We start from the raw sequence: 25,781 nt of genomic DNA, 5'->3' as shown, positions 1-25,781 counted from the left end.
GCTGTCCGCGCAGGCCGATTTTGACCGGCGGGTCCGTGAGATCGATGGCCGCGACCCCGACACCGGCCGTCACCTCCCGGAACCAGACATCGCGGCGCTCGCCTCGCGCACCTTCTCGTCGGCGTTCTTCCCGCCCTCGGACAGCGCCTCGGCGACGCAGTGCTTGAGGTGCTCGTCCAGCAGCCGCAGCGACACCGCCTGCAGGCCCTTGGTGGCCGCGGAGATCTGCGTCAGGATGTCGATGCAGTACTTGTCCTCCTCGATCATCCGGGCCAAGCCGCGGACCTGCCCCTCGATGCGCGCCAAGCGCTTCAGGTAGTTGTCCTTGTCCCCGGTGTATCCGTGCATCTCCGCTCCCATCGCCGCCGGTCCGGACTAGAGAGTACCCCCGACCGGTAGCAGGGCGGACGGCTCGACAGGACCGTCCACTGTGCACATCCGACCTGTTGGCCGGGTACGCGAACGATCAAGTGAATCCCGCTCGATCTTCCCGGCGGCACGTGTGCCGGGACGCCGACCTGGGTAGGGCGACTGAGTGCCGGCGAAAGCGAGATCACCGGAGGTGGTAGCAGTGGCCGCAACAGCTCGGTTGCCCAAACCGGTCAGCGAAGCCTGGCACTGGCAGCTCCAGGCCGCCTGCCGCGACGTCAAGGCGAGCAGGTTCTTCCATCCGGAGAACGAACGCGGCAGCGCCCGCGAGAACCGCGAACGGCGGGCGAAGCGCATCTGCGAGGGTTGCCCGGTCATGCGGCAGTGCCGGGCCCATGCGCTGAAGGCCCGCGAGCCCTACGGGATCTGGGGCGGCTTGGGCGAACGCGAGCGGCGGGACCTCATCGCGAGCAGCAGAGCCGCCTAGCGAGGGCGATTTCGCGCGAAATCAGCGGTCCCCCCTCGCCGATTTCGCGCGAAATCGCCGCCGGATCGACCCGGTGTTTCGGCACCGTTTCGCCCCTGGAAATTCATTTGACATTTTCCCAAATCTGCATTTAGGTCCACAATGGATATTTAGCGACCCTAACATAAATCGGTCGAAATCCGGCACCAGCCAACGAATTCCAGGACGACCACGACCGATGTAGCCCGCATCACAGCGAATTCGTCGCGACAGCGGGAACAAACGGATCGACGTGATCGCTGAAGCCCGCGTCAGATTCCCTGAAATCTTCCGCGGTGAATTCGAAAGGCAATGATGGACAACGTTGCGGTGCAGAGCCCACCGGAGGCACACCGTGCGCGCCCGGTGACCGAAGAGCCGACCGGACTCGAACGATTCCGGGTGATCCTCGTGCTGGGGGCGCTCATCGCCCTCGGCCCCCTGACCATCGACATGTACCTGCCGGCGCTGCCGGCGATCGGCAACGACCTGCAGGCCTCCGCGTCCACCGTGCAGCTCACCCTCACCGGCACGCTGCTCGGGCTCGGCTTCGGCCAGCTGCTGATCGGGCCGTTCTCCGACATCGTCGGTCGGCGGATCCCGCTGATCGCGGGCACGGCCGTGCACATCGCGGCGTCGGTGTCCTGCCTCTTCGCGCCGAACGTGGCGGTCCTGGGCGTCCTGCGCGCGCTCCAGGGCGTCGGCGCGGCGGCCACCATGGTCGTCGCGCTGGCCGTGGTGCGCGACCTGTTCACCGGTCGCACAGCGGCCACCGCGATGTCCCGCCTGATGCTGGTGATGGGTGTCGCGCCGATCCTCGCGCCGACGCTGGGCGGCGCCATCCTGCTGGCCGGGTCGTGGCGCGGCGTGTTCGGCGCGCTGGCGATCATCGGCGCGGGCCTGCTGGTCGTCGCCATCTTCGCGCTGAAGGAGACGCTGCCGCCGGAGCGCCGCCAGGTCGCGGAGTTCCGGCCGGTGCTGCGCACCTACCGGACGCTGCTCACCGACCGCGACTTCGTGCTGCTGGCGATCGTGGCGGCGCTGGCGATGTCGGCGCTGTTCTCCTACATCTCCGGCTCGTCGTTCGTGCTGCAGGAGCAGTTCGGCCTCAACCAGCAGGCGTTCGGGCTGGTCTTCGGCATCGGCGCGGTGGCGCTCATCGGGGCGTCCCAGTTCAACGTCGTGCTGCTGAACCGGTACACGCCGAAGCAGATCGTCACCGGCGCGCTGGTGGCCGCGACCGTCGCCGGCCTGGTGCTGACGGCGCTGACCACCACCGGGACCGGCGGGCTGTACGGGTTCATCGTGCCGCTGTGGCTGGTGCTGGGGGCGATGGGCTTCGTGCTGCCGAACGCCCCGGCGCTCGCGCTGTCCCGGCACGGCGAGGCCGCCGGGACCGCCGCCGCGCTGCTCGGCGCCGGGCAGTTCGGCCTCGGCGCGCTGATCGCGCCGCTGGTCGGCGTCCTCGGCAACGACGGCCCGGCGATGGCGATCACCATGACCGGCGGCGCGGCGGTCGCCCTGGTGGCCCTCGGCGTCGTGGTCAAGCTCGACCGGCGCGCCGGAGCCGCGGCGTGATCTCCGCGGCCGGCCTTGGAGACAGGACATAACGGGCGGGGTTAGCATCACGGCTGGGTGGCGGGTGGCGTCACCCAGCCGTGAGGAGGACCGGATGCCGCAGACGCCGACCGAGCCGGAGAGCATCGATCTCGAGAAGCCCAACGCGGCCCGGGTCTACGACTACTACCTCGGCGGCAACCACAACTTCGCGATCGACCGCCAGATGGCCGAGGAGGCCATCCGGATGTGGCCGGAGCTGCCGCTGATCATGCAGGCCAACCGCGCCTTCCTGCGGCGGGCCGTGCAGCACTGCGCCGAGCAGGGCATCCGCCAGTTCCTCGACCTCGGCTCGGGCATCCCGACGGTCGGCAACGTGCACGAGGTCGCCCAGCAGGCGGCGCCGGGCGCCCGCGTGGTCTACGTGGACACCGATCCGGTCGCGGTGGCCTACAGCAAGAACCTGCTGCGGGACAACCCGAACGCCTCGATCATCCGCGCGGACCTGCGCGACCCGGGCGCGGTGCTCGACTCCCCCGAGGTCGCCGACCTGCTCGACCTCAGCCAGCCGGTGGCGCTGATGATGGTCGCGGTGCTGCACTTCGTCGGCGACGAGGCCCGGCCGTACGAGATCGTCGCCAGCTACCGGGACGCTCTCGCGCCCGGCAGCTTCCTGGTCCTCTCGCACGCAGCCCCCGAGGGCCGGCCCGACGTGGCGTCGTCCCACGCCGACCTCTACCGCCAGCGCACGGCGACCCCGATGACCATGCGTCACAAGTCCGACGTCAAGGCGTTCTTCGAGGGCTTCGAGCTGCTGGAGCCGGGCGTGGTGCCGCTGCCGCTGTGGCGCCCGGCGGCCAAGGCGGACGTCGACGAACACCCGGAGCGCTTCACCGGCCTCGCCGGGGTCGGCCGCAAGCCCTGATCACGCCGGCGCCAGCACCGCTCCGCCGCGACGGCCGGTGGCGCCGCCGTCGAGCAGCGCCGGCACGCCGTTGACCAGCACCGCCGAGCAGCCCGTCGCCAGTTGCCACGGCTGCTCGAAGGTCGAGTTGTCGATGATCGCGCCGGGATCGAACACGGCGATGTCGGCGGCCTTGCCCGCCGCCAGCACGCCCCGGTCGGCCAGCCGGGCGCGGGAGGCGGGCAGGGCGGTCATCTTCCGCACCGCTTCCTCGATGGGCAGCACCCCGCGCTCGCGCACGTAGCGCCCGAGCACCCGCGCGTACGTGCCGAAGCTGCGCGGGTGCGGGCGGCCCTCGCCCTGCTCGGACAGGGTCCAGCCGTCGCTGGCCACCGACACCCACGGGTGCCGGAGCACCGTTTCGACATCCGCCTCGCTCATCGCGTGGTTCACGATCGCCACGTTCGCCGCGTGCTCCTCCAGCACCCGCAGCGCCGCCTCGGCGGGATCGGTACCCGCTCGGCGGCCGATCTCCGCGATCGACAACCCCATGTGCGGGCTTTCCGCGCCGATCGGCAGGTCGGCGATGATCACGCCTTCCGGATCGATGTCGCGGCCGAACCTCGCGCGCAGCTCGGCGGCGATGCGCTCGCGGACGGCGGCGTCGGCGAGCCGCGCCAGGAGCGCGTCCTTGCCGCCGTCGACCGCCCACGCCGACAGCCGGGACACCAGCGAGGTGCTGGAGGCGGTGTACGGGTAGACGTCGGCGGCGACGTCCACTCCCCGCTCGCGTGCCGCGTCGATGAGCGCGAGGGCTTCGACGACCTTGCCGTGGTTCTCCGGCCCCATCGCCTTGAGGTGCGAGATCTCCAGCCGCGCACCGGAAAGCTCCGCGGCCTCGATCGCTTCGCGCACCGCGTCGAGCAACGTCGCCGCCTCGTTTCGCATGTGCGTCGAGTACAGCAGGCCGGCCGATGCCGCCGCGGCGACCAGCGCGCGCACCTCGGCGGCGTCGGCGAACACCCCCGGCGCGTAGATCAGGCCGGTGGAGAAGCCCACGACTCCTTGCTGCGCGGCGGTTTTCACCAGCGCGCACATCCGCGCCAGCTCGTCTTCGTCCGGCGCGCGGTCGACGTCGCCGAGCACCGCGAGGCGCACCGCGTTGTGCCCGACCTGGAGTCCGACGTTCAGGGCGGCGCCGTCGACGATCTCGCGGAAACCGGCCGCGTCGCGCCAGTTCCAGCTCAGCGCGCGGTCGTCGATGATGCTCGCCCGGCGGATCAGGTCCGGATCGGTGAACGGGAAGGGCGAGTGCCCGCAGTTGCCGGTGATCAGCGTCGTGACGCCCTGGTGGATCTGCGTGGCGGCGCCGGGATGTCCTTCGAGGGTGTAGTCGGCGTGCGAGTGCAGGTCGATGAAGCCCGGCGCGACGACCTGCCCGGTGGCGTCGATCTCCCGCTTCCCGGCCAGCTTCGCGGTGCTGACCTCGGCGATCCGGTCGCCGACGACGCCCACGTTGCCGCGCCGTCGCGGCGCGCCGGTCCCGTCGACGACGTCGCCGCCGTTGATCACGATGTCGAACATGGAGCCTCTCCCGGTCAGCTGGTTTCGAAGTACAGGATCGCGGCGTACATCAGGCAGCACGGCACGAGCAGCGCGAAACCGGTCAGCAGCGTGTTCTTCAGGTTGGTGGAACGCGCCAGGCTCATCGCGCTGACCATGTTGGCGTTGGGGAACGGCCCGTAGGTGTCCGCCTTGGACGCGAACAGCAGCACCACGACCCAGGCGCCGGTGGTGACCCCGACGCTGGCCGCGAGCTCGCCGAAGACCTTGTCCAGCAACACCACCTGCGCCGCGGTGGCACCGGGCACGCCGACCCAGCCGAGCGCGGCGATCACCAGCGCGAACACGAACGGCGGCAGGCCCTGCAGGTCGGCGCCGTAGGTGTCGAGGACGACCTGGAACGGCTGCAGCTCGTCGATCGCGGCGAACAGCACCGCCAGCAGCCAGAACAGCAGGAACACGTTCACCAGCCGCGCCGCGCCCCGGTACATCTGGGTGGCGATCTCCACCGGCCCGAGCCCGCCGGCCAGCCCGGCCACGATGCCCAGCACCGGCAGCGCGAGCAGCGGGAACGTGGTGCCCGCGCCCGAGACGATCGCGTACGCGACGCTGGCGACCAGGACGATGCCGAACGCCGCGGTCGCACGGCCGCTGCCGCGCATCGGCTTCTCGTCGGTGGCGCCGAGATCGGCCGCGTCGTACTCGTCGCCGGTGCCCTCGGTGCGCCGCTGCATCCACGGCACGATCAGCAACCCGGCGACCAGCGACAGCACCGCCAGCGGCCCCGCCCCGTACAGCAGGTACTGCAGGTAGCCGACCTCGGCCGCGCTCATGATGGCGACGTTGGAACCGGCGAACGGCGCGAGCGCGAGGCCCGCGCAGCCGCCGATGAACATCATCGAGGCGGTCGCGGAGCGGGTGAAGCCGAGCCGGGCGACGATCGGCAGCAGCAGCGGAGCGGCGATGGCCAGCGCACCGGCGAGGGTGCCGAGGCTGGCGACGAGGATGAGGCAGGAGATCATCACGCCGAGCGTCGCGGCGGTGCGGCTGCGGTCGCCGACCACGCGCATCACGCCGCGCACGATGGTCGCCGCGATGCCGGTGGCGCGCAGGATCTCGCCGACCCCGGCGCCGAGCATGATCACCAGGCCGATCACGGTGACCTGCTCGCCGAGCGATTCGCCGAGCAGCTCGCCGACCGCGGCGGGCGTCGGCAGCATGATCAGCAGCGCGGAGATCACCGCCACGACGGTCGCCACGATGATGTCCATGCCGATGAGCGCGAGCACCGCGTAGAGCACGATCGGCACCAGCCCCCACAGCGTCGGTGCCTGCGCGAACGGTCCGACGGCCGCGGACAGCACGAGTCCGGCGATGGCACTGCAGGTGATGGTCAGGGACCGGGCGCGGGACCGTCCGGCGGGGGCGGCCGCGCCCGGCGAGGCGTCGGCACTGTCCACATTGCTCATGAGGACTGCTTTCTGTGGGTCTGGTGGCTGTGCTGGGCGATGAAGTCCTCGTCGACCTCGACGCCGAGCCCCGGGGTGGTGGGCACGGCGACGGCCCCGTGCTGCGCGACCAGCGGCGGGAACACCACGTCGCGGGCGTAGTACTTGTCGGACGCCGAAACGTCCGATGGCAGCGTGAAACCGGGCAGGCTGGACAGCGCGACGTTGGCGATGCGGCCGATGCCGAACTCGTGCATCCCGCCGCACCACACCGGCCAGCCCGCGTCGCGGGCCAGGTCGTGCGCGGCGACCGCAGTGGTCAGCCCGCCCATCCGGGACGCCTTGATGTTGAGGATGCGCCCGGCCCGCAGTGCGATCGCGGTGCGCAGATCGTCCAGGGTGTCGACGGATTCGTCAAGGCAGACGGGGGTTTCGATGCTCTCCTGCAGCTGCGCGGACGGCAGCAGCGCGCGCGGCGCGAACGGCTGCTCGATCATGGCGAGCTCGAAGTTGTCCAGCTCGCGCAGCAGCGCCCGGTGTTCCGGGATGTCGAGGTAGGCGCCGTTGGCGTCGACGTGCAGGTTCAGCGCCGGGAACGCGGCGCGGACCTGCTTCACCGGTTCGACGTCCCAGCCCGGCGCGATCTTCAGCTTCACCCGCGGATACCCGGCGTCGACCTGCCGCTGCACCTGTTCGAGCAGCTCGTCGATGGTGCGCTCGATGCCCAGCGACACCCCGGCCACCACGGTTTCCCGTTCGCCGCCAAGCGCTTTCGCGAGCGGCACGCCCCGCAACCGGCTCCACAGCGCCCATCCGGCGGCGTCGACGCCTGCGGCGGCGAAGCGGTGCCCGCGCACCTTGCCGTAGAGCTCGCCGAGCCGGGCCGGGTGTTCGACCTCGCGGCCGAGGATGGCGGGCAGCAGGTATTCGGTGGCGATCAGCCAGCTGGTCTCGACGGTGTCGGGCGCGTAGAACGGGTCGGACGGGGAGGCGATCTCGCCCCAGCCCACCGCGCCGGTCTCGTCGGTGAGCCGCACCAGGACGTGCTCCAGGTGGTCCTTGCGGTGCGAGCTGGTCTGGAAGCTGTGCTTCAGCGGAAGCCGAACGCGGTGCAGCGTCGCGCTGTCGATCTTCACGGGTTCTCCGATTCGGGGTTGTCGGCCTCGTCCAGGTAGATGCCCAGGGAACGGGAGAAGCGGTCCCGCTCGCCGAGGCGGCGCTGGGCGCCCTTGGCGCTCGCGGTGGTCAGGGTGGCCAGCACGTGCGCGACGGCGGCGACGGCGGTCGGCGAGTCCGAATAGGACGCGCTCTCGGTGGGCACGACGATCACCGCGTCGGCAACGGCGGACAGCGGCGCGTCCTCGGCGTCGGTGACCACCACCAGCGCACCGCCGGCGGCGGCGAACTGGCGGGCCACCTCGACGCTTTCGCGGCGGTAGCGGCGCAGCGAGAAGACGACCAGCACGTCGCTGGAGCGCACCTCGGTCAGCACGTCGATGGCCTGCACGATCCGGCCGTCGATGGTGGTCACGTTCGACAGCGACGCGCCCAGGTCGGCGGCCAGCAGGCACGCGTAGCCGAAGGACTTGCCCGCGCCCAGGATGAACCGGCGGCGGGCGCCGACCACCAGCGCGGCGGCCCGCTCCACCGATCCGTCGTGGCCGATCGACGCCATCGCCGCGTCCAGCGACCGGATCTCCTGCTCGACGACGCGCTGTTGCAGGACGGCCGCCGAGCGGCGCTGCACCCGCGCGTCGAAGCGCTGGCGGGGGCTGGCGAGGTCGCGGTTGGCGTTGCGGGCGGTCACGTTCGGCTCCGATCGTCGGTCGGTGGGGCGAACCAGTAAACCGAGGTCTCCGCCGAGACCTGGCGGCAGGACCGGGCGACGAGCCCCCGTGCCAGGAACTCGTGGAAACCCGCGCGCACCGCGGCACGCACCTCGGCGTCCTCGGCCGGGTCCAGCAGCGTCGGATCGGTCGGCAGCGCGAGCCAGCCGTGCGCGCCCCGCTGCTGCCGGCGGCCCCAGTCGGCGCGGGTGGCGGACGGGTTCGGGCCGGTCGCCGCGGCCGGGGTGGGCGGCCGTTCGAGATCCCACTCGACGACCACCCGGTCCGAGCGCTCGTGCAGGTAGAAGTCGTCGACGTACCAGCGGCCGAGCGCGCCGAGGACGTCCAGGTTGAAGTGCGCGTTGCGGGAGATCAGCGGGTCGTAGGACCAGCGCATGAAGCGCATGCCGGTGTCGCGCGCGACGGCCGCCTGCGCCAGCTTCAGCCGGCGGCCCAGCCCGAGGCCCTGGCTCTCCGGCGCGACGACCGCTGCCTGCGAGTAGTGGTACATGCCTTCTCCGTCACCGCCTCGCATCCCGTAGGCGAAGCCGAGCAAGGTGCCGTCGGCGGCGACGGCGCCGACGGCGGAGCCGCCGTTGCGCAGCAGCCCGGTCAACAGCGGCGGGCTCAGCCCGACGTCGGGATTCTGGTAACCGAAGACGCGCCGGTACAGCGCGGCGGCCTGCCGCTGCAGCTCGGCGGTGTCCAGGTTCTGCACGACGAAGTCGCCGGCCAGGACAGCCGATTCCGGTCCGCGCCCCACGACTCCTCCTCGCCCGCCGCATCGGGATGAACACCCGCTGCAACCGAACATATGAAACGTAACCCGGACAACATGAGCCGCTAAATCCGTTTTGTCAACAGGGTTGCCTCGCCGGAGTTCGGGTTATACGTTCCGTATCCGTGACTGATGCGTTGATCGATGCCCGGCCCGCCGACGCCGCGCGGATGCGCGACCGGCTGCACCGCTACGTCCGGCTGGAGACGCCGAGCGGGCAGGCGCCCGCGCTCGACGCCCTGCTCGACCTCCTGGAGCAGCGCTACGCCGAGCTCGGCGCCCGCACCGAACGACGCGCGCACGCCACCGGCGCGAACCTGCTCGCGCACTTCCCCGGCACCGGCGGCAGGCAGGGCGAGCGGCCGATCCTGTGCCTGGGCCACCACGACACGGTGTGGCCGGCCGGCACGCTCGACGGGGCGGTGCCGTGGCTGGAGCGCGACGGCCGGATCCACGGGCCGGGCGTCTACGACATGAAGGGCGGGCTCGTCGTCTTCGAAACCGCCGTGGAGATGATCGCCCGGGCAGACCACCGGCCGATCACGATGATCGTGGTGGCCGACGAGGAGGTCGGGTCGCCATCGGCCCGCGAACTGATCGCCGAGCACTGCGCGAACGCGGTGGCGGCGCTCGGCTTCGAGCCGCCGCACCCGGATGGCGCGGTGAAGACCGCCCGCTGGGGCAGCACCCGCGCGCGCATCAGCGTGACCGGCCGGGAATCGCACGCGGCGCTGGCGCCGGAGGACGGCGCGTCGGCGATCGAGGAGCTGATCGACCAGTTGCTGGCCGTGCGCCGGATCGCGGCGGCGCACCCGGACATGCTGTGCAACGTCGGCACCATCGCCGGCGGCGGCCGGACCAACGTGGTCCCGGGAGAGGCGTGGTGCGAGATCGGCATGCGCTTCACCGACACCTCGACCGAACGCGCCGTGCTGGCGGCCCTGCGCGACCTGAGCCCGATCCGCCCCGGCACCACCGTCGCCGCGGACATCCTCACCAGCCGTCCGGTGTGGACGGATCCGGGGCCCGGCGAACTCGCCGAAACGCTGGCCCGCGCGGCACGAGCGGTCGGGCAGGAGGCCGCGGGCCGCCCGGCCTCGGGAGCGGCGGACACCAACCTGACGGGATCCCTCGGCGTTCCCAGCCTCGACGGCCTCGGCCCGGTCGGCCGCGGCGCCCACGCCCCGGACGAGCAGATCGTCGCGGCCTCCCTACCCGAACGAGCGGCCCTCGTGGCATCACTCCTCACCCACCTGTGACTCGTGGGGTGCCAGTTTCAATTGAAACTGGCACCCCACGAGGGTCGTGCCCCGCCAGGTGGTCGTTTCGCAGTTCGAGGTCAGTGGCCGCGGAACACCGCCGATCGCTTCTCCAGGAACGCCGCTACGCCTTCCCGTGCGTCATCGGTGGTGTAGAGCCAGGACAACACCTGCTGCTCGCGGGTCAGCGCGGCGGCCAACCCGGTCTCCAGCCCGTCGTCGACCAGCCGCTTGCCCTCCCGCACCGCCAGCGGCGCCTGCCCGGCGATCGTCGTGGCGAGCTCGACCGCGCGCGGGACCAGCTCGTCCGGCTCCACCAACCCCGTGAGCAATCCGAGGCGTTGCGCCTCGTCAGGCTTCATCCGTCGACCGGTGAGCACGAGTTCCTTCGTGACGCGCGCCCCGACCGCCCGGGCCAGCCGCACCGTGCCGCCACCACCGGGCAGCAGGCCGAGCGACACCTCCGGCAACCCGAACCGGGCCGCGGTGGAAGCGACGATGAAGTCGCAGCACAGCGCCACCTCGAAGCCGCCACCGAGCGCGTAGCCGTTGACCGCCGCGATCGTCGGCTGCGGCAGCGCGGCGAGCTGGTCGAACACGCCGCGCGAGAGCTTCTGGTAGTCGTCGAAGGCGGTGCGGCCGACGCCGGAGTACTCGTTGATGTCCGCCCCGGCGATGAACCCGCGCCCGGTGCCGGTGAGCACCAGCACCCGCACCTCGTCGTCCGAGCGCAGGCGCACGAGGTACTCCCCCAGCGCCTCGACCATGCCGCGCGACAGCGCGCCGAGCGCGCTTTCCCGGTCGATGCGCAGCACGGCGACGCCGTCCTGCCGCGTTTCCACCAGGTTCTCGTGCACCTTCATGCCACGGCTCCGTCCGCGCGCAGCCGCTCGATCTGCTCGGCGCTGAGCACCTCGCCGAGGACGTCGCTGGTGTGCTCCCCCACCGCCGGCGGCGCGTAGCGCAGCTGCCACGGCGTCTCGGACAGCCGGATCGGGCAGCCGATCAGCTCGATGTCCCCGGCCTTCGCGTGCCGGGTGCGCACGATCAGGTCCGAGCCGTCCGCCCGCAGCTCGTCCACCGCTTCCTTCGTGCTGCGCACCCGCGCGCACCACACGCCCGCGGGCAGCAGCGCGTCCAGCCAGTCCTGCGTGGGCCGCTGCGCGGTGCGGGCTTCCAGGATCCGCTTCACCTCGTCGCGGTCCGCCCACGCGTCCAGCTCCGCGACCTGCGGCGCGCCGGACAGCGGGCCGACCACGTCCAGCGGCGCCATCGCCACGGCCAGCCAGCCGTCCGCGGTGCGGTAGATCCCGAACGGCGCATCCAGCCACGCCTGGCCGACGCCTTCGGTCGAGCGCTCGAACTCCGCGCCCTGGTTGACCATCGACGAGATCTCCTGGCACTGCAAGGAGATCGCCGTCGAGTACAGGTCCACCTCGACGCGCTGGCCGACGCCGTGGCGCAGCCGGGCCACCAGGGCGGCGAGGATGCCGTTGGCCAGGTTCAGCGCGGTGGCCGCGTCCACGATCGCGGTGCCGGCCGGGGTCGGCGGGTCGCCCGCCCGGCCGCCGTTGGCCGCGAGCCCGGACATCGACTGGATCAGCAGGTCCTGGCCGGGCCGGTTCTCCCTGGCGTAGCGGGTGTCCTGGCCCCAGCCGGAGCCGGAGCAGTAGATGATGTCCGGCTTCACCCGGCGGAAGTCCTCGAAGCCGAGGCCCCGGCGGGCCAGCACGCCGGGCCGGAAGTTCTCCACCACCACGTCGCAGGTCCCGCCGATCTCCAGCAGCGCGTCGCGCACCGCATCGGAGCGCAGGTCCACCGCCACCGACCGCTTGTTGCGGTTCATCGCCAGGAACGCCGCCGAGTCGCCGCCGACGAGCTCGCCCTGCATGTGCAGGCCGCGCTCCCATTCGCCGTCGAGCCGCTCGACCTTGATGACGTCGGCGCCGAGGTCGGCCAGCAGCTGGGTGCCGTAAGGACCGAGCATCATCTGGGTGAAGTCGAGGACGCGGATCCCCTGCAATGCCTGCTCCGGCATGACTTTCGCACCTGCCTTTCGGTTTCGGGGTCAGCTGAAGGCGGCGCGGAGCCGCTTGCGGTCGGGCTTGCCGGTGCTGGTCTGCGGCAGCTCGGGCAGGAACACGACGCGCCGGGGTTTCTTGTACCCGGCGAGCCGACTCGCACAGGCCCGCCGAACGTCCTCTTCGGACACTTCGCTGCCCGGCCTGCGGACGACGGCGGCGGAAACGGCCTCGCCCCAGCGGGCGTCCGGCACGCCGAGCACGGCGACCTCGGCGACGCCGTCCAGCGCGGCGATGGCCTGCTCGACCTCCGCCGGGTGGACGTTGAAGCCGCCGGTCACGATCAGCTCGCTGCGCCGCCCGGCCAGGTGGACGCGTCCGGCGGCGTCGAGGTGGCCGAGGTCGCCGGTGCGGAACCAGCCGTCCCGCAGCGGCTCGCCGCCCCAGTAGCCGGGCATGATCTGCGGCCCGCGAACGGCGATCTCACCATCCACGATGGACAGTTCGACCGAGTCCACCGGCCGTCCGATGGAGGAGAGCACCTGCGGGTCACCGGTGGCGTGGTCGGCCGCGGAGAGCACGGTCAGCGGCGCGAGCGCTTCGCTCAGCCCGTAGAACTGGTACAGCACCGTCCCAAGCGCCTGCTGCGCGCGGCGCATCGCCGGGACCGAGATCGGGGCCGCGCCGTAGACGACGGCGCGCAGGCTCGTCGGCCGGTCGACGACCTCGGCGAGCCGTTCGAGCATGGTCGGCACGAGCGTCACGGCGGTCACCCGGTGCCGCTCGATGACCTCGACCGGCCCGACCGCGTCGAACCTGGTCAGCGGCACCGCCGCCGCGCCCGCCAGGGTGTAGGCGGAGCCCACGGAGCCGCTGAAGTGGCTCATCGGCGCGACGTGCAGCACGACGTCGTCCGGCCCGATCGTCGGCAGCTCCTGCCACATCGCCTCCACCATCGCGACCCACGCCCCGCTGGTCACTCGCGCGCCCTTGGGGCGTCCCGTGCTGCCCGAGGTGTACATCAGCGCGGCGAGCTCGTCCGGGTCGCGGCGCGGCTCGAAGTCGTCGGCCGGGCCGGCGAACAGCTCCGCGCCCGGCGCGATCACCCGGTGCCCCGGCACGTCGAGCTCGGTCACGATCGCGGCGGCAGCGCAGTCTTCGGCGATCGCGGCGATCTCGGCCGGGTGCAACCGGGTGCTCACCGCGACGCGCACGAATCCGCCCAGCCACAGCGCGTGTTCCAGCGCGAGCACCTCCGGCCGGTTGTCCAGCGCGATCAGCACCCGGTCGCCCGGCCGCAGGCCGAGCCGCCGCAACGCCGTCGCCGCGGCCCGGGCCTGCGCGCCCAGGTCGCCGAAGGTCAGCGCGCCGACGGCAGGGCACGCGGCGAAGGTCCGGTGCGCGGCGGCGACCAGCTCGGCGAGCGTCGTCACGGCTCCAGCTCCGCGTACGTGGCCGCGCAGACCTCGTTGAAACGGCGCACGATCTCCCCGGCCGTCGTCCCACGCCGGACCAGCGGGTGGATCTCCTCGGCCGCCCGGCGGTGCACCACCGGGTAGGCGATGTGCCGGGGCCGCACGAAGGCCCGGTCCAGCGTCCGCAGCGTCGCGGAGTAGAACCCGCCCGACGCCGCGTCCACCGCCGGATCGGTCCATGCCGCCCGGTTGCCCGGCTGGCCGCCGGCCGCCGCGTACTCGCCGCGCTGGCACTCCGGGCTGACGACGTGCGACAGGAACCGCGCCGCCGCAACGGGTTCCGCGCACTTCGCCGAGATCGCCAGGCCGACGCCGCCGAGCAGCGATCCGGCCGGCGCACCGTCCGGCGACGGGATGTCGGCGAAGCGGACCACGTGGTCTCGCGCGTAGTTCACGTAGCCGAACACCATCGGCGAGTAGGCCACGTCGCCGGCGGACATCGCGGTCAGCGCCTCGATCGGGTCGAGGTCCAGCGACCGCGCGTCGACCAGCGCCAGCAGGCCCAGCAGCCGCTCGGCCGCGGGCACCGCCACCTCCGGGTCGAGCCCGGCCCGGTCCAGCCAGCCGCTCCCCCCGATCTGCGAGCACAGCGTCAGCAGGCCGCAGAGCAGGTGCGTCGGGTTCGCGGGCAGCACCGCCCGGTGCCGGGGCAGCTCCTGCAGGCAGGCCGTCACGTCCTCCCAGGACGTCGGCACCGCGTCGAGCACTTCCGGGCGGTAGGCCGAAACCTGGGCCGCGGCGTCCATCGCCACCGCCCACTGGCTGCCCGCCCAGGCGTAGCTCGCGAAGCTCGGACCGGTGCTGTTCTCCCGCTGCTGCGCCAGGAACGACTCCGGAAGCAGTTCTTCCAGCGGCACCAAGGCGGCATTGGCGTGCGCCTGACCGACGTACGGGTGGTCCATCGCGATCAGGTCGTACCGGGCGGCCAGCTCGACGATCGGCACGTCCTCGAACTCCCGCAGAGACCGCGAGTCCCAGCTGATCCGCACCCCGGGATGCCGCCGCTCGTACGCGGCCGAAACCTCCCGCAGGCAGCCGACGCCGCGCTGGTGGCCCCACGCCATGCCGTGCAACACCGTCATCGAGCGGCCTCCTCGGTTCGAGGACCTCATCGTCCCGATCTCCTCAGGGCGTCCGGAATGGTCGGTAAATCGGTTTACCTTGCCGGTATGCTTACCTCCGTGTCCGAGAGCTGTCAACCCGCCGATCCGCCGACACCGGTCACCGGCCGGGCCAAGATGAGCGATGTGGCCCGGATCGCCGGCGTCAGCCAGGCGGTGGTCTCACGCCTGCTCCGAGGCGACGAAACGCTGCGGATCAGGGAGGAGACGCGCAACCGCGTCCTGGAGGTGGCGGCGCAGCTGCGGTACACGCCCAACGAGGTCGCGCGGGCGCTGCGCCGCGCTGAGTCGGGCATCCTCGGGATGGCGGTGCACGACACCAGCAACCCGGTGTACAGCGAGATCATGGCGGGCGCGCAAGAGGAGGCCAGTGCCTCCGGCTACGCCCTGCTGCTCGCGGACGCCGACGAACTGGCCCGCAGCGACCGGACCTTCGAGCGCATCGTGCGGGGCAACCGCATCGACGGCCTCCTCCTGCAGCGCGGCAGCAGCACGGCGGACGAGACGATCGCCAAGATCGCGGCCACCCGGCTCCCCCTGTTGCTGGTCAACGACCGCACGCGCGGCGAGATCGGCAGCGTGGCGCTGGACGACGACGACGCGACGTACCTCGCGACACGGCACTTGGTCGAGCTCGGGCACACCTCGATCGCGCATCTCAAGCTGGGCAACCCGAAGGCCCGATCCGAAGCGCGCACGCGTGGCTGGCGGCGAGCGCTGCACGAGGCCGGACTACCGGATGGCCCGCAGCTGCGAGGCGGCCACACGCCCGAGGAGGGTGCAGCGGCGCTGCCCCGCCTGCTGGCCAGCGGAACGGCGCCGACGGGCGTCGTGGTGAGCAACGTGCTGGCGGCAGTGGGCGCCATGACGGCGGCGCGCGAAGCGGGCCTGCGAATCCCGGAAGACCTGTCCATTGTGGCCGTGCACGACGTGTTCTTCGCCCGGCACCTGTCGCCGCCGCTGACGGTGGTCCGCCTCCCGCTGCGCGAACTGGGCCGCCGCTCGGTGGCGGCGATCCTCCGCCAGCTCGAAGGAGCCCCGGCCCGCCACGAGATCATCACGGAACTGGCCCCGGAACTCATCGTCCGAGGCTCGACCGCGAGCAGGAAACAACGGAATCGCGACTAGCCACGGTCGGAGCTTGGTCCTCTCGGCCTCTGCAAGCGCCCTCCACCGCGGGCTGTCAGTAGAGGTAAACGTCTACGAGGAACGCCGCGACCCCCGCGAGCAGTGTCAGTGCTGCGGCCGTGCGTGCTGGGAGCGACCCGAGCGGCCCCAGTCCGAGCAGAAGCGCGGTCGCGGCGATCGCGAACACCCCAGAGCCGGTGTCCTGCCAACTGGCCGGGATTGCGCGCACAGGAGCATCGACGAAGAACTGGTGCGCACTGGTGGCATGCAGGATCGCGTTCCACGCGAAGGGGCCGATGAACGCCCCCGCAGCAGCGCCGAGCGCGGCACGCACACGTACCTCACGGGCCGCGAGAAAGACCGCGATACCTGCGAGCAGAGCGGAAAGGATGGCCCCGTAGGCGATGGTCGTCCAGGCAAGCATGGCTCCCCCTCGAACCTGCATTTGAACGGAACGCCGCAAAGCGCTCAGTACCAGCTTGGCCGAGGAGATGAGCGGTGTCGATGCGCAGCAACACCGGCTGGCCGCAGGGTCGTGAGTGGTTTGGGCCGCTATGGCGGACCAAAGTGCTCACGACTCTGCGATAGTCGGCCTTGTGATCGATTTGCTCGGCCATCGGGATCCCGCTCAGCGGCATGAGGCTCGGCTGCTCTGGGCCAGCCGGCCCGCGCTGTACCTGCTGCTCCGGCTCTCCTCTCGGGGCGGGCCGATCCGGCGGGTGCCCCGGCTCGGTTGGGTGGTCAACGATCCCGTCGTCGCTCGCCGGATCCTCAACGACGGCGCGCACTTCACGCTGCTCGGCGAGGGTGGCGTCGGGCATCTCTGGGCCCAGGTTCTCGGCGACTACGTCTACCGCATCTTCGACGGTCCCGGGCACGCCGACCTTCGCTCGCGGGCTCGCGACCTGTTCACCGACGCCACCGCCCGTCCGCTGGTGCGGCGGGTCTTCGATCCGGCGTTGCAGCCCGCCGTGGAGCGGCTTCGGGCCGGTGAAGTCGTCGATCTCGCCGACCTGTCCCGGGTGCTGGTCGGGCGGATGATGGCCGATCTGCTCGGGCTCGACCTGCCCCCGGAGGACGAGCACTACCGCGCCGTGTTCGGCACCGGGGAGCGGCTGGCGAAGCTCGCGCTGGGCAGTGCCGCGTCGACCGAGCTGCCGCCGGAGGTCGTCGCGCAGGCCAAGCCGATCATCGCCGACCTCACCCGCAATGTACCCACGGCGTTCGCCGAGGCTCCCGCCGAGACGCTGCTGGGCCGCTGCCGGGAACTGGGCCTGTCGCTGGAGGAGACCTCGGGGATCGCCGCGCTGCTCATGGTCGCCGGCACCGAAACGGCCGCCACCGCGATGGCCCGCACTGTCGCGCTGCTGCACGACACCGGCCAGCAGCACCGGTTGCGCGAGTCGCCCGAGCTGTTGCCCGACGCCGTGCGGGAGGGCCTGCGGGTGACCACGCCCGCGCCGCTGATCGGGCGCAGCGTCAGCACCGACGTGACCGTGGACGGGGCCGCGATGCGGGCCGGTGAGCGCGTGATGCTGTTGACCTACGTCGCCAACAACCGGGTCGGGCGCTTCGACATCGACCGGCCCTACGTGCCCGAGACCCGGCAGCTCTGGTTCGGCGCCGGGCGGCACCTCTGCCTCGGTGCCGCGCTGGCCCGGGCGGAGATTTCCCACCTGCTGCAGGCGATCCTGGACGCCGGGCCGATCCGGGTGGTGTCCCGGCGGCCCGCTCGCGGCGTGCTGATCCCGTCCTACGCCGAGCTCGGCATCACCACCGCGCCGCCCCGGTGAACGACGTCGGCTCCGGCCGGTAGCCGAGGTCGCGGCGCGCCGCGGTGATGTCCAGGGTGCGCTCGAACCCGAGGTGGCTCACCGCGTAGCGGCTCAGCTGGGCCAGCCTCGGCGGCCGCCAGGTGTTCTCGGCGATGGCCGCGAGGTTCCAGGCCAGCCGCACCGGGAGGTGGCGGACGCGCACCCGGAGGCCGCGCTCGCGGAACATCTCCCGCAGCGCGTCCTCCAGGGCCACCGGCTCGGCGTCGGCGATGTTGTAGGTGCCGGGTTTTCCGGTGCAGGCCAGCAGGACCGCGTTGGTGAGGTTGTCGATCGATGTCAGCGAATGCCGCGTGCGGCCGTCGCCGACGATCATCAGGTTGCGTCCCCGGATCGCGTCGAGCAGCCGCGGCAGCAGCGTCGTGTCGCCGGGCCCGTACACGGCGTGCGGGCGCAGCACGACGGTGTTGGGCCGGTAGGTGAGCAGGCGTTCGGCGGCGGCCTTGGATTCGCCGTAGGCGTTGAGGTACCGCGCGACCGGCGCCGCCGTCTCGTCGGCATCGACCGTCGCGGTGAACGGGTCGTAGACGCTCGCGGTCGAGATGTGCACCAGGCGCGCGCCTGGGAAGGTGTCCGCCACGTGCCGCGTACCGTCCACATTGGTCCGCCACATCTCCGCCGACGCCGTCTCGTCGGCGACCGCCGCGGCCGCGTGCACGACCGCGTCGACCTCGGGCGGGTCCGCGAGCGGGCCGCTCGCGATGTCCCAGTGGCGCACGCCCGGCCGCCTGCCGAAGGCGTGCACCTCCCAGCCTTCGGCAACTGCGGCGCGGCACACGGCGGCGCCGACGAATCCGGTCGCGCCGGTCACCGCGATCCTCATCCGGCCACCATCTTCCGCAGCGCGTCCCGGTCCAGCTTCCGGGTCCGCCCGGACACCGGGAGCTCCGGCACCACCACGACCTCGTCCGGCAGCGCCGCCGCGTCGATGAGCCGCGGCAGCTCCGCCCGCACCGATTCCGCCAGTCCCGGCCGCGTTCCGGCCACGACGAGCACGATCCGCTCGTCGCCGATCTCGTCCGGCACCCCGATCATCGCCGCGCCCTCGACGCTCGGCAGCGCGGCGATCGACGGCTCGTAGAGCCCGGGGTACACGTTGGTCTTGCCGCGCAGGATCATGTCCTTCTTCCGGCCGACCAGCACGATCGAGCCGTTCTCGATGCGCGCGAGGTCGCCCGTCGCGTGCTCGGTCAACGGCGGCTGCCCGAGATATCCGCGGCACATGTTCGGCCCGGAGACGAACAGCTCGCCGTCGTCGGCGACGCGCGCGCGGACCCCGGGCAGCGGCTTGCCGAGCAGGTCGCCGTCGTGCGCGAGCTTCTCCTCTGCAGTGGCCACCGCGATGGGCAGGACCTCGGTCATGCCGTAGATCGCCAGGAACTCGGTGCCGGGAAGCGCGGCTTCGGCCCGCCGCAGCAGCGGCGGCAGCACCGGGGCCGCACCGAGCCACACCTGGCGCAGCGAGCCCGGCAGCGCCACCTCCCCGCGCTCGGCGGCGTCGAGCAGTGCGGCCAGATCCGCCGGGACGAAGAAGGTGTGCGTGGCTTCCGAAAGTCCGCTCGCCACCGAGGAAAGGTCCGCGGTGGGTGAGAAGCCGAAGCGCGGCATCGTCCAATGTGCACCGGCCACGAGGCTCGGCAATCCGAGCAGGAACTGGTCGGTGTGCACCCGCGCGCCGGGCGCGAGCGCGCAGCACGTGGCCAGCACTTCCAGGGCTGCACCGAGCGAACCCCGGGTGTGCACAACGGCTTTCGGGTCGCTCGTGGTTCCGGCCGTGAACACCACGACGGCGTCCTGGTCCGGCGCGGGAGACCAGTCCGCCCACGGTTCGGCCGGTTTGGCCAGCGCTTTCGCCGACACGGCGCGCAGCGGGACGCCGGGCAGCCACGGCCCGGACCGCACGTGCCGGACCGGCAGCGCCGAGTAGTCCGGCAGCAGCACGCCGCGACGCCGGGCCAGCGCCCGGCCTGGCCCGGGCGCGCTCGCCGCGTACAGCAGCGATTCCGCGGCCGCCCACGCGGGCCGGGCCATGTCGAGCCTGCTGGTGAACAGCTCCGGACCGGAACCCGGGTCTATGAACACGACGGTGCCGCCCGCCGCCACGGTCCCCAGGGCCAGCACGACGGCCTCCGGCCCGGGGCGGACCGAGAACAGCATCCGGTCGCCGGGACGAAAACCCTTGTCGTGCAGTCGATCCGCGGTCGCCGTGACGCGCCGGGACAGGTCCGCGTACGTCAGCGGTCGGCCCGACGGCCCGGTGAGCGCCGGTGCGTCGCCGTACCGGCGGCCGGCGTCGAGGACTTGTGCGAGCAGGTCAGCCACGGCGCACCACCAGGCTCCGGTAGGCGGGGATCAGCACTCGGCGGGCGACCTTCCGGTCCACGACGGCCGCGCCACCCGCGGCGAGCACGGTGTCCAGCACCGTCCGGATCTCCGCGCCGGCCAACGGCATTCCGAGGCAGAAGTGGGGGCCCGCCCCGAACCACAGCCGCTGCACCTCCGGCGGGTGCGGGCGATCGGGGTCGAAGCCGCCGAGGCCCTTGGCGGCGGAGATCGTCGCGATCACCACCCGGTCCCCCGGCCGCACCCGCACGTCGCCGATCGTGCGCTCGGCGGCGACGCTGCGCAGCATCACCGGCGACGGCACGGTGAACCGCAGGGCCTCCGACACCACGTCGTCGGCGCGCTCCGGCTCGGCGACCAGGCGGGGCAGCCAGCCGGTGTCGTGCGCCAGGGCGATCAGCCGCGGCACGTAGGAGACGAGCGTTTCGGTGCCGGTGAGCACGAAGGCCGCTACCGCGCCCAAAGCCTCCTGCTCGGACAGGCCGAGCTCGCGCATCTGGCCCGGAACCGACTCCGGGTCGCCGTGCGCGAACGCCTCGGCGGCGGGTCCGGTCAGCTCCGACAAGGCCTTCCGCCCGCGCGCCACCTGCGCCGGGGTGAGCCGCGAACGCCCCAGCCGCACCATCGACGTCACCGCCGTCGCCGCGGCGAAGGCCCGGGCGAAGTCCGCCCGGTCGGCCCGCAGGCCGACGAGCTCGCAGATCACCGCGCCGGCCAGGTCGCGCACCACGGGCACCAGGTCCACGGCGCGTCCCGCGGCCAGCTCCGCGCGCAGCGCCGCCATCGGCTCCGCCGCCACGCGCGCGCACAGCTGGTCGACGAAGCGCGGCGTGAACAGCCCGGACAGCTTCCGGCGCAGCCGGGCGTGGTCGTCGCCTTCCATGTTCAGCAGCACCGACGGCCCCACCACCGGCGTCCACAGGTCCGCCGGGGAACCCGGCCCGGTCTTGGTGAAGCCCTCGGTGTCGGTGAGCACCTGTCGGGCCGGCGCGGCTTCGCTGACCACCACGCCGACGCGCGGCACCCGCACCACCGGCCCGATCCGCCCGATGCCGCGCACCAGCGGGTACGCCAGCGGGTGCGCGCCGAGCTGCACCCGCCGCTCCCACCTCGCGGCGGTCACCTGATGTCCACCAGCTCCGGCCGGTAGCGGTGATCCGCGTACCAGGCGAGGGTTTTCAGCAGCCCCCAGGCACGCACCCGCCGCACCGAGCCGCGCACCACGACGTCGCGCCGCAGGCCGTAGTCGGCGGTGAGCAGCCGCACGGCGTTGACCAGGGCGCGGTCCTCGTGCACGTCTTCGATCTTGGTGCGCGGGAATCCGCCGGCCTGCAAGTAGAGCTCGCCGGTGATGGCCATGTTGCAGCCCGGCGCCATCACGTACGGGCCCCGGTAGCGCGGATCGCGGTTGCCGGGCCGGATCTTGCCGAACGCGCCGGCCACCTCGACGGCGCCGACCAGCAGCGACCGCTGCCAGGCGGGCACGCCCTCGTCGGTGCGCGGCAGCAGTTGCCCGGCCACCATGCGCAACCCCGACGCGAACGCCGCGTTGATCCGCCGGGTCCAGTCCGGCGCGGGCAGGCAGTCGGCGTCGGTGCGGGCCAGCCGGACCGCGCCCCGCTCCACCGCGAAGCGCATGCCGGTGTCCGCGGCCGCCCCCGTGCCCTTCTCCGGCTCGTGCACCAGGTGGACCCACGGGCGCGTCCGGCCGAAGTCCGCGACGACGGCCGCCGTCGCGTCCGTCGACCCGTTGTCCACCACGACCAGGTCGAAGTCCGAATCCCGTTGCACGTCAAGCGCTTCCAGCGTCGCCGTGATGCCGTTCGCCTCGTTGTAGGCGGGCACCACCACCCACAGCCCGCTCACAGCCGGATCACCACGATTCCCAGGCTGACCCCGCCGGCCATGCCCACCAGCGCCACCAGATCCCCCGGCCCGCAGCGGCCGAGCTGCTGCGCGACGGCCAGCTGCAGCGGCAGGCTGGCGGAGGCGACGTTGCCGTGCTCGCAGATCGTCACCACCAGCTTGTCAGCGGGCACCCCGGCCCGCTCGGCGAAGACGTCCAGGTACGGCAGGGAAACCTGGTGCACGCACACGACGGCGAAGTCCTGCCAGCCGAGCCCGAGCCGCGCCAGCGTCTCGTCCAGCACGCCGGTGCCCAGCCGCAGGAACGCCGACTTCAGCCGACCGCCGTCCATCGCGAAGTAGCTGTACTCGGGATCGCGCGGATGCGCCGATCCTCCGCACGGCAGCGTTCCGACGTCCCACTGCGACGAATCGGCGCTGAACCCGCTGCCGAGCACCCCGGCGGGCCCGTCCGTCAGCAGCATCGCGGCACCCGCGTCGGAGAGCGTGTAGCCGGGGAAGGCGCGCAGGAACGTCCCGATGTCGGGCACGTTCCACCGGATCGCCCGGGACGGCGACTCGCCGCTGACCAGCAGCACCCGCCGGTACCGGCCCGCGCCGATCAGCGCGTCGGCGACCTCGATGCCGTTGAGCACGCTGTTGCAGGCGTTCTTGACGTCCATCACCGGGCAGCGCAGGCCCAGCTTGGCGGCCACGATGTGCGCGGTGGCGGGCTCGACCATGTCCTGGCTGGCCGAGGCGAACAGCAGCAGGTCGACGTCGTCGGCCGAGGTGCCGGTCTCGGCGAGCAGCTTGCGCGCCGCGGCCGCGGCCAGGTCGGAGGCCTGCTCCTCGTCGCCGAGCACGTGCCGCGACTCGATGCCGGTCAGCCGCCGGATGATCCCGGCCGGTGGCACGAACGCCGCGCTCTCCGCCGCGATCCGCCGCTCCACCGCCGCGGTGCCGACCTCCCGCTCCGGCAGGTGCACGGCAACCCCGGCCAAGTGCGCACTCATGAAGTCGGTCCTTCCCTAAACCCGGGCGACCGTATAACGCCGAGCGCGCATCGCTCCTGAGTAGGGCTACTCAACTCCGTCGGGTGACGCCTCGGCTACGACGTGGAGATCGGGACCGTCGGTGCCCGCTGGCAGGATGCGCACCCTGAGCGCAGTCCCCAGATCGACGAGGACCCGACCATGCCCGAACCCTCATCCGTACGCCTCAACCACGTCGAGCGGGGCGCCGGAACCCCGGTGCTGGCCCTGCACGGCTGGGGGCCCGACCACCGCCTGGTGCTCGGCTGCCTGGAGCCGGTCTTCGCCGACCGCGCGGGATACCGGCGGCTGTACCCGGACCTGCCCGGCATGGGCAAGACGCCCGCACCCGTCTCCTTCGCGAGCTCCGACGATCTGCTCGCCGCCGTGCAGGACTTCGTGGACGACACCATCGGCGACGCGCCGTTCCTGCTGGTCGGCGAGTCCTACGGCGGATACCTCGCCCGCGCGCTCACCCGGTCCCGCCCCGGGCAGGTGCTCGGCCTGGCGTTGATCTGCCCGGTGGGCACCAAGCTGGAGCACGCCGAACGCACGGTGCCCGAACACCAGGTGCTCCGCCCCGATCCGGCACTGCTCGACTCGCTGGACGACGAGCTCGCCGAGCTGGTCCGGGACAACGTGGTCGTGCACACGCCGGAAACGGTGCGCCGGTTCCGCGAGGAGATCCTGACCGGCGTCGACCTCCTCGACACCGAGGCGATCGCCCGCATCCGGCTGCGCTGGGAGCTCACCGAAGACCCCGAGGGCGACGCGCCGTTCGACCGCCCGGCGCTGGTCCTCACCGGACGGCAGGACGGCGCGGTCGGCTACCTCGATCAGTTCGCGCTGCTCCCGCATTACCCGCGGGCGACGTTCGCCGCGGTCGACGTGGCCGGGCACAACCTCCAGATCGACCAGCCCGAGCTGTTCAACGCGCTGATGTGGAACTGGCTCGACCGCGTCGCCGCCGAATCCTGAGCGGGTCCACCGGGCGGGCGACACGCCGAACGTAGACTCGTGGCCAGGAATGGTCTCGCGGAGGTGGATGGGGCATGTGGGAGCGGCTGTCACCGGGGTCGGTCGCCAACCAGGTCGAGCAGCAGATCACGCAAGCGATCGAATCGGGCCGGTACAGCCCGGGCGACCGGCTTCCGCCGGAGCGCGAGTTCGCCGAGCTGCTCGGGGTGAGCCGGCCGACGGTGCGCGAGGCGATCGGCGCGCTGAAGGCCAGGGGCGTGCTGCGGGTCGTGCACGGCCGCGGCGTCTTCATCGCCGAGCCCGAGACCGCCCGGGAACTCCGCGAGGCCCTGGCCACGCAACGGCATTCGATCAGCGAGCTGTTCGCGATGCGCGAGGTGCTCGAAGTCCCCGCCGCGGGCTGGGCCGCCGAGCGGCAGGATGCCGAGGCGCTGCAACGGGTTTCGAGCGTCCTGCAGAGCATGGTCGAGGCCACCGAGCAGGTGCCGCGCGACTTCGAGCGCCTGCAGCAGCTCGACGAGGCGTTCCACCTGGCCATCGTGGAAGCGGCCGGCAACAAGTTCCTGCAGCAGACCCTCGGCGTCCTGCAGCAGATCCTGCACCAGGGCATGCAGACCACGTTGATGGTGCCCGGCAGGGTCGAGGCGGCGCGCGAAGACCACCAGCGGATCCTCGACGCGCTGCTCGCGGGCGATTCCGAAGCGGCCCGCCAAGCCGCCCTGCACCACGTGCACTCAGCCCGCGCGACCGCCATGCAGCGCTTGGAGGAACGCGCCGAGAGCGAAGCGTCGACGGTGTCCTAGCTCGCGAACGGTCACTCGCGACAGGCTTCGGGGGCCGGTGGGGCCGCCCGGGCGCGATCCAGCAGGCTGTGCACTCCGGCCACGATGTCGGCGTCGCGATCGGCGAGCCAGGTCAGCATCGCGTGGTCGGCGCTGTCCAGGTCGACGCCGTTGAGCGGGGCCCGCAACAGCGCCAGGTTCACCGCGGTTCGGCGGGACCGGGCGTCCCGCAATCCTTTCACCTCGTCCCGCACCCACGGCCGGTCGGCGACCTGGACCAGTCGGCGTCCGCTCGCGCCGGTCGGCCACGCATCCAGCGAATTGTTCACGACACCGTCCATGGCAGACTCTCCCGCGCGATTCGATCCGGCCACATTTCCGTGAGTACCACCGCTTCCGGAGGGTTCAAGGGGCGAAAGTCCCGCCGACCGGGTGCACTCCAGACCGCGGTGATGCTGCCGCTTTCGCGCGCCGCTGACCACACCCCGGCCCAGCAAGATCCGGAACGCTCCTGTTCATGGCGCGACTCCTGTGACCAAGGACCACCCATGTGGGTGATGTTGAAGGGTGCTGAACATCCGTTGCAGCGCTTAGACTTCCGCCCCGTGACTGCAGTACCGCACTCCTCGACCGAGGCAGCCCTGCGCGACGCGGTGGACACAGCACTGATCGACCTACTCACCGCGCAGCACAATCCCGCCGACCGAGCCCACCGCGAGCTGGCCCGCGCGGTCGGTCTCCTCGACCAGCACCCGCACATCGAGATCCCCGCCGACGCCGCGAACGCGGTCCGCACCGCCGCCGATCGCCTGGCCCAGGGATCTCGCGACGACGCCCGCACCGCCCTGGTGACCGCCCGCAGCCAACTCGCCGCCCCAGGCTCCCGCCTGAACTCCCGCAACACCGGCTGAACCGCGGATCCGGCGCGGCATCCCCGTGATCCCGCACGGGTCGTTCGACTCTGCCCGTCTCCGGGCGGCCCTGGCAGCGTTGCCGTCGAGGAGTCGACATGC

Annotated in this window: 26 protein-coding genes; 9 read left to right on the top strand and 17 right to left on the bottom strand. The window is 72.2% G+C overall.

The genetic code is table 11. The features are described 5' to 3' along the window. Positions 1-69 precede the first annotated feature (69 nt). Entirely contained in the window at positions 70-348 is a 279-nt protein-coding gene (locus AB0H93_RS12220; RefSeq protein WP_358571425.1) for a metal-sensitive transcriptional regulator, read from the bottom strand. A gap of 223 nt (positions 349-571) precedes the next feature. Here AB0H93_RS12220 and AB0H93_RS12215 point away from each other — a divergent pair, with 223 nt between their 5' ends. The 3 genes from AB0H93_RS12215 to AB0H93_RS12205 all read left to right on the top strand — a co-directional run bounded on the left by AB0H93_RS12215 (position 572) and on the right by AB0H93_RS12205 (position 3,356). Next, on the top strand, positions 572-856 hold the full coding sequence (locus AB0H93_RS12215; RefSeq protein ID WP_358571423.1) for a WhiB family transcriptional regulator: 285 nt from the start codon (positions 572-574) through the stop codon (positions 854-856). Between the two features lie 384 nt (positions 857-1,240). Continuing rightward, positions 1,241-2,452, top strand: coding sequence for a multidrug effflux MFS transporter (locus AB0H93_RS12210; RefSeq protein WP_358571421.1), 1,212 nt, complete (start codon positions 1,241-1,243; stop codon positions 2,450-2,452). Between the two features lie 94 nt (positions 2,453-2,546). After that, positions 2,547-3,356, top strand: coding sequence for an SAM-dependent methyltransferase (locus AB0H93_RS12205; RefSeq protein ID WP_358571419.1), 810 nt, complete (start codon positions 2,547-2,549; stop codon positions 3,354-3,356). On the opposite strand, the gene AB0H93_RS12200 is transcribed toward AB0H93_RS12205, so the two are convergent. The 5 genes from AB0H93_RS12200 to AB0H93_RS12180 are packed head-to-tail and all read right to left on the bottom strand — an operon-like array spanning position 3,357 to position 8,935. Then, on the bottom strand, positions 3,357-4,919 hold the full coding sequence (locus AB0H93_RS12200) for a D-aminoacylase (RefSeq protein WP_358571417.1): 1,563 nt from the start codon (positions 4,917-4,919) through the stop codon (positions 3,357-3,359). It abuts the gene before it with no gap. A gap of 14 nt (positions 4,920-4,933) precedes the next feature. After that, positions 4,934-6,367 carry a Na+/H+ antiporter NhaC family protein gene (locus AB0H93_RS12195; protein ID WP_358571415.1) on the bottom strand — a complete coding sequence of 478 codons (1,434 nt, stop codon included), beginning with the start codon at positions 6,365-6,367 and terminating at the stop codon, positions 4,934-4,936. Further along, on the bottom strand, positions 6,364-7,482 hold the full coding sequence (menC, locus tag AB0H93_RS12190) for an o-succinylbenzoate synthase (protein WP_358571413.1): 1,119 nt from the start codon (positions 7,480-7,482) through the stop codon (positions 6,364-6,366). Before menC ends, AB0H93_RS12195 begins: the two co-directional genes overlap by 4 nt. Further along, positions 7,479-8,153 carry an SIS domain-containing protein gene (locus tag AB0H93_RS12185; RefSeq protein ID WP_132480858.1) on the bottom strand — a complete coding sequence of 225 codons (675 nt, stop codon included), beginning with the start codon at positions 8,151-8,153 and terminating at the stop codon, positions 7,479-7,481. The genes menC and AB0H93_RS12185 overlap by 4 nt, the downstream gene beginning before the upstream one ends. Then, positions 8,150-8,935 carry a hypothetical protein gene (locus AB0H93_RS12180; protein WP_358571411.1) on the bottom strand — a complete coding sequence of 262 codons (786 nt, stop codon included), beginning with the start codon at positions 8,933-8,935 and terminating at the stop codon, positions 8,150-8,152. The genes AB0H93_RS12185 and AB0H93_RS12180 overlap by 4 nt, the downstream gene beginning before the upstream one ends. Positions 8,936-9,075: 140 nt before the next feature. On the opposite strand from AB0H93_RS12180, the gene AB0H93_RS12175 reads away from it, so the two are divergent. Then, positions 9,076-10,209: a M20/M25/M40 family metallo-hydrolase gene (locus tag AB0H93_RS12175; RefSeq protein ID WP_358571409.1), complete on the top strand. Its 1,134-nt coding sequence runs from the start codon at positions 9,076-9,078 to the stop codon at positions 10,207-10,209. A gap of 80 nt (positions 10,210-10,289) precedes the next feature. On the opposite strand, the gene AB0H93_RS12170 is transcribed toward AB0H93_RS12175, so the two are convergent. The 4 genes from AB0H93_RS12170 to AB0H93_RS12155 are packed head-to-tail and all read right to left on the bottom strand — an operon-like array spanning position 10,290 to position 14,787. After that, positions 10,290-11,072, bottom strand: coding sequence for an enoyl-CoA hydratase/isomerase family protein (locus tag AB0H93_RS12170; protein WP_358571407.1), 783 nt, complete (start codon positions 11,070-11,072; stop codon positions 10,290-10,292). Continuing rightward, positions 11,069-12,247, bottom strand: coding sequence for a CoA transferase (locus AB0H93_RS12165; protein ID WP_358571405.1), 1,179 nt, complete (start codon positions 12,245-12,247; stop codon positions 11,069-11,071). The genes AB0H93_RS12170 and AB0H93_RS12165 overlap by 4 nt, the downstream gene beginning before the upstream one ends. Before the next feature lie 30 nt (positions 12,248-12,277). Continuing rightward, the gene (locus AB0H93_RS12160; protein ID WP_358571403.1) at positions 12,278-13,663 is read right to left on the bottom strand and encodes an AMP-binding protein; all 1,386 of its coding nucleotides are present in this window, start codon (positions 13,661-13,663) and stop codon (positions 12,278-12,280) included. Beyond that, positions 13,660-14,787, bottom strand: coding sequence for an extracellular solute-binding protein (locus tag AB0H93_RS12155; protein WP_358571401.1), 1,128 nt, complete (start codon positions 14,785-14,787; stop codon positions 13,660-13,662). Before AB0H93_RS12155 ends, AB0H93_RS12160 begins: the two co-directional genes overlap by 4 nt. 99 nt (positions 14,788-14,886) lie before the next feature. On the opposite strand from AB0H93_RS12155, the gene AB0H93_RS12150 reads away from it, so the two are divergent. Beyond that, entirely contained in the window at positions 14,887-15,954 is a 1,068-nt protein-coding gene (locus AB0H93_RS12150) for a LacI family DNA-binding transcriptional regulator (RefSeq protein ID WP_358571399.1), read from the top strand. 55 nt (positions 15,955-16,009) lie between these two features. Here the strand turns inward: AB0H93_RS12150 and AB0H93_RS12145 are convergent, their stop codons facing one another. Continuing rightward, entirely contained in the window at positions 16,010-16,378 is a 369-nt protein-coding gene (locus AB0H93_RS12145; RefSeq protein ID WP_358571397.1) for a hypothetical protein, read from the bottom strand. Positions 16,379-16,550: 172 nt separating this feature from the next. On the opposite strand from AB0H93_RS12145, the gene AB0H93_RS12140 reads away from it, so the two are divergent. Then, the gene (locus AB0H93_RS12140; protein ID WP_358571395.1) at positions 16,551-17,747 is read left to right on the top strand and encodes a cytochrome P450; all 1,197 of its coding nucleotides are present in this window, start codon (positions 16,551-16,553) and stop codon (positions 17,745-17,747) included. Here the strand turns inward: AB0H93_RS12140 and AB0H93_RS12135 are convergent. The 5 genes from AB0H93_RS12135 to AB0H93_RS12115 are packed head-to-tail and all read right to left on the bottom strand — an operon-like array spanning position 17,725 to position 22,990. Continuing rightward, complete coding sequence (locus AB0H93_RS12135) at positions 17,725-18,609, bottom strand: NAD(P)-dependent oxidoreductase (RefSeq protein WP_358571393.1); 885 nt, start codon at positions 18,607-18,609, stop codon at positions 17,725-17,727. The two genes, AB0H93_RS12140 and AB0H93_RS12135, sit on opposite strands and share 23 nt — an antisense overlap. Further along, complete coding sequence (locus AB0H93_RS12130) at positions 18,606-20,108, bottom strand: class I adenylate-forming enzyme family protein (RefSeq protein ID WP_358571391.1); 1,503 nt, start codon at positions 20,106-20,108, stop codon at positions 18,606-18,608. The genes AB0H93_RS12135 and AB0H93_RS12130 overlap by 4 nt, the downstream gene beginning before the upstream one ends. Continuing rightward, positions 20,101-21,252 (bottom strand): cytochrome P450, encoded by a 1,152-nt coding sequence (locus AB0H93_RS12125; RefSeq protein ID WP_358571389.1) that lies wholly within the window; start codon positions 21,250-21,252, stop codon positions 20,101-20,103. The genes AB0H93_RS12130 and AB0H93_RS12125 overlap by 8 nt, the downstream gene beginning before the upstream one ends. Next, positions 21,249-21,995 (bottom strand): glycosyltransferase family A protein, encoded by a 747-nt coding sequence (locus AB0H93_RS12120; RefSeq protein ID WP_358571387.1) that lies wholly within the window; start codon positions 21,993-21,995, stop codon positions 21,249-21,251. Before AB0H93_RS12120 ends, AB0H93_RS12125 begins: the two co-directional genes overlap by 4 nt. Further along, positions 21,992-22,990, bottom strand: coding sequence for a ketoacyl-ACP synthase III (locus AB0H93_RS12115; RefSeq protein ID WP_358571385.1), 999 nt, complete (start codon positions 22,988-22,990; stop codon positions 21,992-21,994). Before AB0H93_RS12115 ends, AB0H93_RS12120 begins: the two co-directional genes overlap by 4 nt. Before the next feature lie 180 nt (positions 22,991-23,170). Here AB0H93_RS12115 and AB0H93_RS12110 point away from each other — a divergent pair, with 180 nt between their 5' ends. Then, positions 23,171-23,986 (top strand): alpha/beta hydrolase, encoded by an 816-nt coding sequence (locus AB0H93_RS12110; RefSeq protein ID WP_358571383.1) that lies wholly within the window; start codon positions 23,171-23,173, stop codon positions 23,984-23,986. A gap of 74 nt (positions 23,987-24,060) precedes the next feature. Next, a complete protein-coding gene (locus tag AB0H93_RS12105; protein ID WP_358571381.1) occupies positions 24,061-24,789 on the top strand; it encodes a FadR/GntR family transcriptional regulator in 729 nt (242 codons plus the stop codon). Between the two features lie 11 nt (positions 24,790-24,800). Here the strand turns inward: AB0H93_RS12105 and AB0H93_RS12100 are convergent, their stop codons facing one another. Further along, positions 24,801-25,109, bottom strand: a complete 309-nt coding sequence (locus tag AB0H93_RS12100; RefSeq protein WP_358571379.1) for a hypothetical protein — start codon at positions 25,107-25,109, stop codon at positions 24,801-24,803. Between the two features lie 264 nt (positions 25,110-25,373). Between AB0H93_RS12100 and AB0H93_RS12095 the strand changes: the two genes are divergently transcribed. Further along, a complete protein-coding gene (locus tag AB0H93_RS12095) occupies positions 25,374-25,679 on the top strand; it encodes a hypothetical protein (RefSeq protein ID WP_132480810.1) in 306 nt (101 codons plus the stop codon). Positions 25,680-25,781: the final 102 nt, after the last annotated feature.

The sequence above is a fragment of the Saccharopolyspora sp. NPDC050642 genome (assembly GCF_040654735.1).
Classification (GTDB): domain Bacteria; phylum Actinomycetota; class Actinomycetes; order Mycobacteriales; family Pseudonocardiaceae; genus Saccharopolyspora; species Saccharopolyspora elongata.
The sequence above is the reverse complement of the archived record's forward strand: the minus strand, read 5'-3'. Positions and strand labels throughout refer to the sequence as shown.

Excerpts from the sequence above, each read along its gene's own strand:
- AB0H93_RS12220 (WP_358571425.1), bottom strand. The coding sequence starts at position 348 with ATGCACGGATACACCGGGGACAAGGACAACTACCTGAAGCGCTTGGCG.
- AB0H93_RS12205 (WP_358571419.1), top strand. The coding sequence starts at position 2,547 with ATGCCGCAGACGCCGACCGAGCCGGAGAGCATCGATCTCGAGAAGCCC.
- AB0H93_RS12200 (WP_358571417.1), bottom strand. The coding sequence starts at position 4,919 with ATGTTCGACATCGTGATCAACGGCGGCGACGTCGTCGACGGGACCGGC.
- AB0H93_RS12195 (WP_358571415.1), bottom strand. The coding sequence starts at position 6,367 with ATGAGCAATGTGGACAGTGCCGACGCCTCGCCGGGCGCGGCCGCCCCC.
- AB0H93_RS12170 (WP_358571407.1), bottom strand. The coding sequence starts at position 11,072 with ATGAAGGTGCACGAGAACCTGGTGGAAACGCGGCAGGACGGCGTCGCC.
- AB0H93_RS12165 (WP_358571405.1), bottom strand. The coding sequence starts at position 12,247 with ATGCCGGAGCAGGCATTGCAGGGGATCCGCGTCCTCGACTTCACCCAG.
- AB0H93_RS12155 (WP_358571401.1), bottom strand. The coding sequence starts at position 14,787 with ATGACGGTGTTGCACGGCATGGCGTGGGGCCACCAGCGCGGCGTCGGC.
- AB0H93_RS12145 (WP_358571397.1), bottom strand. The coding sequence starts at position 16,378 with ATGCTTGCCTGGACGACCATCGCCTACGGGGCCATCCTTTCCGCTCTG.
- AB0H93_RS12135 (WP_358571393.1), bottom strand. The coding sequence starts at position 18,609 with ATGAGGATCGCGGTGACCGGCGCGACCGGATTCGTCGGCGCCGCCGTG.
- AB0H93_RS12115 (WP_358571385.1), bottom strand. The coding sequence starts at position 22,990 with ATGAGTGCGCACTTGGCCGGGGTTGCCGTGCACCTGCCGGAGCGGGAG.
- AB0H93_RS12110 (WP_358571383.1), top strand. The coding sequence starts at position 23,171 with ATGCCCGAACCCTCATCCGTACGCCTCAACCACGTCGAGCGGGGCGCC.
- AB0H93_RS12105 (WP_358571381.1), top strand. The coding sequence starts at position 24,061 with ATGTGGGAGCGGCTGTCACCGGGGTCGGTCGCCAACCAGGTCGAGCAG.
- AB0H93_RS12100 (WP_358571379.1), bottom strand. The coding sequence starts at position 25,109 with ATGGACGGTGTCGTGAACAATTCGCTGGATGCGTGGCCGACCGGCGCG.